Annotated in this window: 6 protein-coding genes and 1 pseudogene; 5 read left to right on the top strand and 2 right to left on the bottom strand. The window is 66.9% G+C overall.

Annotated elements, in window-relative coordinates; genetic code table 11:
• The first annotated feature begins 40 nt into the window (after nucleotides 1–40).
• Entirely contained in the window at nucleotides 41–814 is a 774-nt protein-coding gene (locus B2J89_RS20195; protein WP_169170660.1) for a ferredoxin--NADP reductase, read from the top strand.
• Nucleotides 815–939: 125 nt separating this feature from the next.
• Here the strand turns inward: B2J89_RS20195 and B2J89_RS20190 are convergent, their stop codons facing one another.
• Nucleotides 940–1,578, bottom strand: a complete 639-nt coding sequence (locus B2J89_RS20190; protein ID WP_169170659.1) for an MBL fold metallo-hydrolase — start codon at nucleotides 1,576–1,578, stop codon at nucleotides 940–942.
• Between the two features lie 164 nt (nucleotides 1,579–1,742).
• The gene (locus tag B2J89_RS20185) at nucleotides 1,743–2,663 is read right to left on the bottom strand and encodes a LysR substrate-binding domain-containing protein (protein WP_169170658.1); all 921 of its coding nucleotides are present in this window, start codon (nucleotides 2,661–2,663) and stop codon (nucleotides 1,743–1,745) included.
• Nucleotides 2,664–2,837: 174 nt separating this feature from the next.
• Here B2J89_RS20185 and B2J89_RS20180 point away from each other — a divergent pair, with 174 nt between their 5' ends.
• From B2J89_RS20180 to B2J89_RS20165, 4 genes and pseudogenes are all read left to right on the top strand, one after another.
• Complete coding sequence (locus tag B2J89_RS20180; RefSeq protein ID WP_169170657.1) at nucleotides 2,838–3,836, top strand: tripartite tricarboxylate transporter substrate binding protein; 999 nt, start codon at nucleotides 2,838–2,840, stop codon at nucleotides 3,834–3,836.
• A 55-nt stretch (nucleotides 3,837–3,891) separates the two neighbouring features.
• The gene (locus tag B2J89_RS20175; RefSeq protein ID WP_169170656.1) at nucleotides 3,892–4,353 is read left to right on the top strand and encodes a carboxymuconolactone decarboxylase family protein; all 462 of its coding nucleotides are present in this window, start codon (nucleotides 3,892–3,894) and stop codon (nucleotides 4,351–4,353) included.
• Between the two features lie 35 nt (nucleotides 4,354–4,388).
• Complete coding sequence (locus B2J89_RS20170) at nucleotides 4,389–5,849, top strand: 2-hydroxymuconic semialdehyde dehydrogenase (protein ID WP_169170655.1); 1,461 nt, start codon at nucleotides 4,389–4,391, stop codon at nucleotides 5,847–5,849.
• Nucleotides 5,850–5,916: 67 nt separating this feature from the next.
• Nucleotides 5,917–6,401: pseudogene (locus tag B2J89_RS20165) on the top strand (2-oxopent-4-enoate hydratase); the annotation flags it as partial.

Raw genomic sequence — 6,401 nt, 5'->3', positions numbered from 1 at the left:
GCCGCCGGAATCTGTTTCTCACACCCTCAGCCTACCCACCATGAGCGCATTTCTTGAAGAACGCGTGCTATCGGTCCACCACTGGACCGACCGGCTTTTCAGCTTCACCACCACCCGCGACACCGCGCTGCGGTTCTCCAACGGCCACTTCACGATGATCGGCCTGAAGGTCAACGACAAGCCGTTGCTGCGCGCCTACAGCATCGTCAGCGCCAACTACGAGGAACACCTCGAATTCCTCAGCATCAAGGTGCCCGACGGCCCGCTCACCTCCAAGCTGCAGCACATCCAGGTGGGCGACACCATCGTCGTCGGCAAGAAGCCCACGGGCACGCTGCTGATCGACTATCTGCTGCCCGGCAAACGCCTGTACATGCTGTCCACCGGCACGGGCCTGGCGCCGTTCCTGAGCGTAATCCGCGACCCCGAGACCTATGAGAAGTTCGAGGAAGTGGTGCTGGTGCATGGCGTGCGCCACGCCAACGAACTGGCCTACCACGACTACCTGACGCAGGAGCTGCCCCAGCACGAGCTGCTCGGCGAGATGGTCACGGCCCAGCTCAAGTACTACCCGACGGTGACGCGCGAGCCGTTCCGCCACCAGGGCCGCATCACCGACCTGATCAAGAGCGGCAAGCTGTTTGCCGACCTGGGCCTGCCGCCGCTCGACCCGGTCACCGACCGCGTGATGCTCTGCGGCAGCCCCGAGATGCTGCACGACCTCAAGCACCTGCTCGAGCATGCCGACTTCGAGGAAGGCAACACCACGCGCCCAGGCGACTTCGTGATCGAGCGCGCGTTCGTCGAGAAATAAGACGGCCGCTGCGGGCGCCGGTGCCTGCGCGGCGCCGGTGCGGCCCGCGCGACTGAGCGTCTTTTGGGCTCCAAACGCTTGGTGGACAAGCGCCAGCAGCTATCAAACCAGAAGCACAGAACCCGTCAGGTTCCGCCCACGTACGGGTTGCTGGCGCGCTCGCGCCCGAACGTGCTCTCGGGGCCGTGGCCCGGAATGAACACCGTGGCGTCGCCCATCGGCCACAGGCGGCCGGTGATGCTGTCGATCAGCTGCTGGTGGTTGCCCTGCGGAAAATCGGTGCGGCCGATGCTGCCGGCAAACAGCACGTCGCCGACAAACGCGCGCCCGGTCTGTGGCGCATGGAACACCACATGGCCGGGCGTGTGGCCCGGGCAGTGGCGCACCTGCAGCGTCTCATCGCCGATCTGCACGCTGTCGCCGTCGTGCAGCCAGCGCGTGGGCGTGAAGGGCTGCGCGGGCGGAAAGCCGAACATCGCGCTTTGCTGCGGCAGGCCGTCGATCCAGAACTGGTCGCCCGGGTGCGGGCCGACGATGGGCAAGCACAGGCGCTCGGCCAGTTCGCCCGTGCCGCCCGCATGGTCGATGTGGGCGTGCGTGAGCCAGATCTGTTCGAGCGCGAGGCCCAGGCGCGCGACTTCGCCGAGCAGGGTGTGGAGGTCGCCACCGGGATCGATGACGGCGGCCTTCAGGGTGGCGTCGCACCAGACGATGGAGCAGTTCTGCTGGAACGGGGTGACGGGGACGGTGAGGTACTGGAGCATGGGCTGGCAGGGAGCGGACAAGAAAGCTTCACACTTCAACACAAGACTTGAAAACGGTGCTGGCGGCATGTTGCGCAGAGCACAGCACCGTCTCAAATCGCGTTGAATGCAAACGGGTTTCAGCAGCGTACCACCGCTGCGCATGCGTCCAGGGAGGCAGTGGTTCACCCACGCCCGCCCGGGGTCTCGCCGATGTGTTGCTTGTCGGCAAACGCGCGCACCACGTCCAGGAAGGCCGACAGCACGGGCGAGGTGTCATCGCTGCGGTACAGGCAGCTGAGTTCGATGTCGCGCAGGTAGCGCGAGCGCAGCGGCCGGTAGACCACGCCCGGCAAGCGCAGGCTGGTGGCCGACTGGGTGGTGATGCAGCTGCCAAAGCCGCCCGCCACCAGGGCCACGCAGGTCAGCACATCCTCCACGGCCTGCACCACGTTCAGGCGGATGCCCTCGCGGTGAAACGCCGTGGCCACCTCCTGCGCCAGGCCGGGCAGCGGGGCGTTGGGGTAGACGATCATCGGCTCGCCATCGAGATCGCGCAGCGTGATCTCTGGCCGTGCACACAGCGGATGCGTCTCTGGCAGGCCGACCACCAGCGTTTCCTGCAGCACGGCCAGCACCTCCAGGCCGGGCTCTGGGGCCACCAGCCGGTTGAAGCCGATGGTGATGCGGCGCTCGCGCAGCGCCTGCAATTGCTCGGCCTTCGTGAGGTTGTGCAGTTCGATGCGCACCTCGGGCCGCGCCCGGTGGAAGGCCGCCAGCAGCCGCGGGATCACGTCGAGCACGCCCGAGCCGAAGATGCCCACGTCGAGCTGGCCGATCAGGCCCTGCCCGGCGCGCTGCGCGCGTTCGCGCGCACGCTGCGCCAGCGACAGGATGTTGGGCACCTCGTCCCGCAGCGCCTGCCCGGCGGCAGTCAATTCGACGCCCTTGGCGGTGCGCACGAACAGCGGGGTGCCGAGCTCGTCTTCCAGGCCGCGGATCTGCCGCGTCAGGGGCGGCTGCGCCATGTGCAGGCGCTCTGCGGCCCGCGTGAAGTTCAGCTCTTCACAGAGGGCCTGGAAGTACTTCATCTGCCGCAGGTCCATGTTTTTACCCCGTTTGTGAATACCTTAAAGGTATTGATTTTAGAGAATAAGGTATTGGACAGTATCGCAGGCGGTACCGTATCTTTGCGCCAGACCGCTGCGATAACGGCCCGAAACAGGGCTGGCCCGTGTGGCAGCAGCGGCATCCACCACAACACCAGCGAGACAAGACACATGGCGACACACCGGACTTTTTCCCGACGCAACGGCGTTTGCGCCGCGGTACTGCTGGCAGGCAGCTTGGTATGGGGCAGCGTGCATGCGCAGGCGCCGAAATACGCCCAGCGCCCGGTGAAGATGGTGGTGCCATTTGCCGCAGGCGGCGCGATCGATGCGATGGCACGCCCGGTCGCCGACGCGCTGGGCCGCGAGCTCGGCCAGACCGTGATCGTCGACAACAAGCCGGGCGCCGCCGGCAACATCGGCGCCGCGCTGGTGGCCAAGGCACCTGCGGACGGCTACACGCTGCTGGTGGGCACCTCGGCCACGCACGGCGCCAATCCTGCGATGTTTGCCAGCCTGCCCTACGACGCGGCGGCCGATTTCGAGCCCATCTCGCTGTGGGGCGCGGTGCCGAATGTGCTGGTGGTCAACGCGGCGCAGGGCGCGCGCTCGGTCCCCGAGCTGATCGAGGCAGCGCGGCGCGAGCCGGGCAAGCTGACCTACGGCTCGGCCGGCGCCGGCACCTCGCTGCACCTGGCCGGCGTGATGTTCGAAAAGGCCGCCAAGGTGCAGCTCGTGCATGTGCCCTACAAGGGCGGCGCGCCGGCATCGATGGACCTGCTGGGCGGCAACACGAACATGATGTTCGACACCATCTCCGTGGCCTTGCCGAACGTGCGCGCCGGCAAGTTGCGCGCCCTCGCGGTGGCCGCGCCCGAGCGCCACTTCGCGCTGCCCGATGTGCCGACTTTTGCCGAGCTAGGCCTGCCCAGCGTGGAAGCCGCCACCTGGGCCGGCGTGTTTGTGCCCAAGGGCACGCCCGCTGCCGTTGTGCAGGAGCTCAATGCCGCATTTGCGCGCGTAATGGCGCAAAAGCCGGTGCAGGATGCGCTGCGTGCCAACGGCGTGCAGATCCAGTCGCTGCAGGGCGAGCGCTTTCGCACCTTCGTGAACGGCGAGATCAAGCGCTGGGGCGCCATGGTGCGCGAAGCCAAGATCACGCCCGAATGACCGCGCGCCGCACCCGCGCCGGCCTCCCCTTGCGTTCCACCACCGAAAGACTTCCATGATCCCTCCCCGCGTCAACGTCGATACCGTCCGCAAAGCCATGGGCGAATACGCCGACCCCGTGGCCAGCCGCGAAGAGCGCGGCCAGATCTACCAGGAGCTGCTCGGCTTCGTGCCGCCCCGCATCGAGGCGCGCCTGAACGTGACCGGCGCACTCGACCCGACGATGCTGGACCTGCAGGAGCAGATGCGCGCCCACGGCATGTACCCGAAAAGCTTCGACACCAAGACGGCGCAGCTGATGCTGTTCGGCATGCTGCTGATGGACGCGAGCGACGCGGCCATCCTTCACGGCATTGCGGCGCGCCGCGCCGGTGCCTCCTGGCACGAGATGCAGGACACGATCAACCTGTGCTTCCTGTTCCGCGGCCTGTCGGCCGCCAACCGGGGCGCCGAAATCCTCGCCAATATCGCCCAGCGCGAGCAGCAGGCGCCGCAGGACAAACCGGCCCAGGGCTGAACCAGCGCGGCCCCTTCCGACCAAGAGAGAGTGACATGCTAGAGCCCAAGATCCTGAACTTCATCAACGGCGAATTCGTCGCCACCAACAAGTGGTTCGACAACCGCACGCCCACCACCAACGCCGTCATCGGCCAGGTGGCCGAGGCCGGCAAGCCCGAGGTCGATGCCGCCGTGGCCGCCGCGCGCGCCGCACTCAAGGGCCCGTGGGGCGCGATGCCGCTGGCCAAACGCGTCGAGTTGCTCGAAGCCCTGGTGGCCGAGATCACGCGCCGCTTCGATGAATTCCTCGAAGCCGAGTGCGCCGACACCGGCAAGCCCAGGAGCCTCGCTTCGCACATCGACATTCCGCGCGGCGCCGCCAACTTCAAGGTGTTTGCCGACGTCGTGAAGAACGTGTCCACCGAGTTCTTCGAGATGGCAACGCCCGACGGCCGGGGCGCGATCAACTACGGCTACCGCAAGCCCGTCGGTGTGGTCGGCGTGATCTGCCCGTGGAACCTGCCGCTGCTTCTGATGACCTGGAAGGTCGGCCCGGCGCTGGCCTGCGGCAACACGGTGGTGGTCAAGCCATCCGAGGAAACGCCGCGCACCGCGGCGCTGCTGGGCGAGGTGATGAATGCGGTCGGCATTCCGCCCGGCGTCTACAACGTGGTGCACGGCTTCGGCCCCGGCTCGGCGGGTGAATTCCTGACCACGCACCCGGGCGTCGACGCCATCACCTTCACGGGCGAAACGCGCACCGGCGAAGTCATCATGAAGGCGGCCGCCAACGGCGCGCGCCCGGTGAGCCTGGAGATGGGCGGCAAGAACGCCGCCATCGTGTTTGCCGACTGCGACTTCGACGCCGCCATCGAGGGCACGCTGCGCTCGGCCTTCGTCAACAGCGGCCAGGTCTGCCTGGGCACCGAGCGCGTGTACGTCGAGCGTCCCATCTTCGACCGGTTCGTCGCCGAGCTGAAGAAGCAGGTCGAGGGCTGGAAGATCGGCGTGCCCGAAGACGCCGACACCAAGCTGGGCCCGCTGATCAGCAAGGAGCACCAGGCCAAGGTGCTGTCGTACTACGAGCTGGCCGTGGCCGAGGGCGCCACCGTGGTCACCGGCGGCGGCGTGCCCGACATGCCCGGCGAGTTGCAGCACGGCTGCTGGGTGCAGCCCACCATCTGGACCGGCCTGCCCGAGACGGCGCGCGTCATCAAAGAAGAAATCTTCGGCCCCTGCTGCCACATCGCGCCGTTCGACAGCGAGGACGAGGTGCTGCAAAAGGCAAACGACAACGTCTACGGCCTGTCCGCCGCCATCTGGACGCGCGACGTATCGCGCGCCCACCGCGTCGCGCAGCGCATGGACGTGGGCATCTCCTGGGTCAACAGCTGGTTCCTGCGCGACCTGCGCACGCCCTTCGGCGGCTCCAAGCAGTCGGGCATCGGCCGCGAGGGCGGCGTGCATTCGCTGGAGTTCTACACCGAGCTGCAGAACGTCTGCATCAAGCTCTGAATTTGACTAAAAAGGCCGCTAGCGCTTACTGCGTAAACGCTGACAGCTATCAAATAAATAGTGAACCATGAACACCACACAGATCGAATCGCTGGGTGACGAGCTTTACGAAGCGCTGCAGGCGCGCCGCACCGTGGCGCCGCTCACCGGCCGCCACCCCGACATCACCATCGAACACGCCTACGCCATTCAGCAGCGCATGCTCGCGCGCCGCCTGGCCGCCGGCGAGCGCGTGGTCGGCAAGAAAATCGGCGTCACCAGCGCCGCCGTGATGAACATGCTGGGCGTGTTCCAGCCCGACTTCGGCTGGCTCACCGACGGCATGGTCTACAACGAAGGCGAGGCCATTCCCGCGAACACGTTGATCCAGCCCAAGGCCGAGGGCGAGATCGCCTTCATCCTGAAGAAGACCCTGAAGGGTCCGGGCGTCACCGCCGCCGACGTGCTGGCCGCCACCGAGGGCGTGATGGCCTGCTTCGAGATCGTCGATTCGCGCATCCAGGACTGGAAGATCAAGATCGAAGACACCGTGGCCGACAACGCCTCGTGCGG

This window comes from Acidovorax sp. SRB_24, from assembly GCF_012931925.1.
The sequence above is the reverse complement of the archived record's forward strand: the minus strand, read 5'-3'. Positions and strand labels throughout refer to the sequence as shown.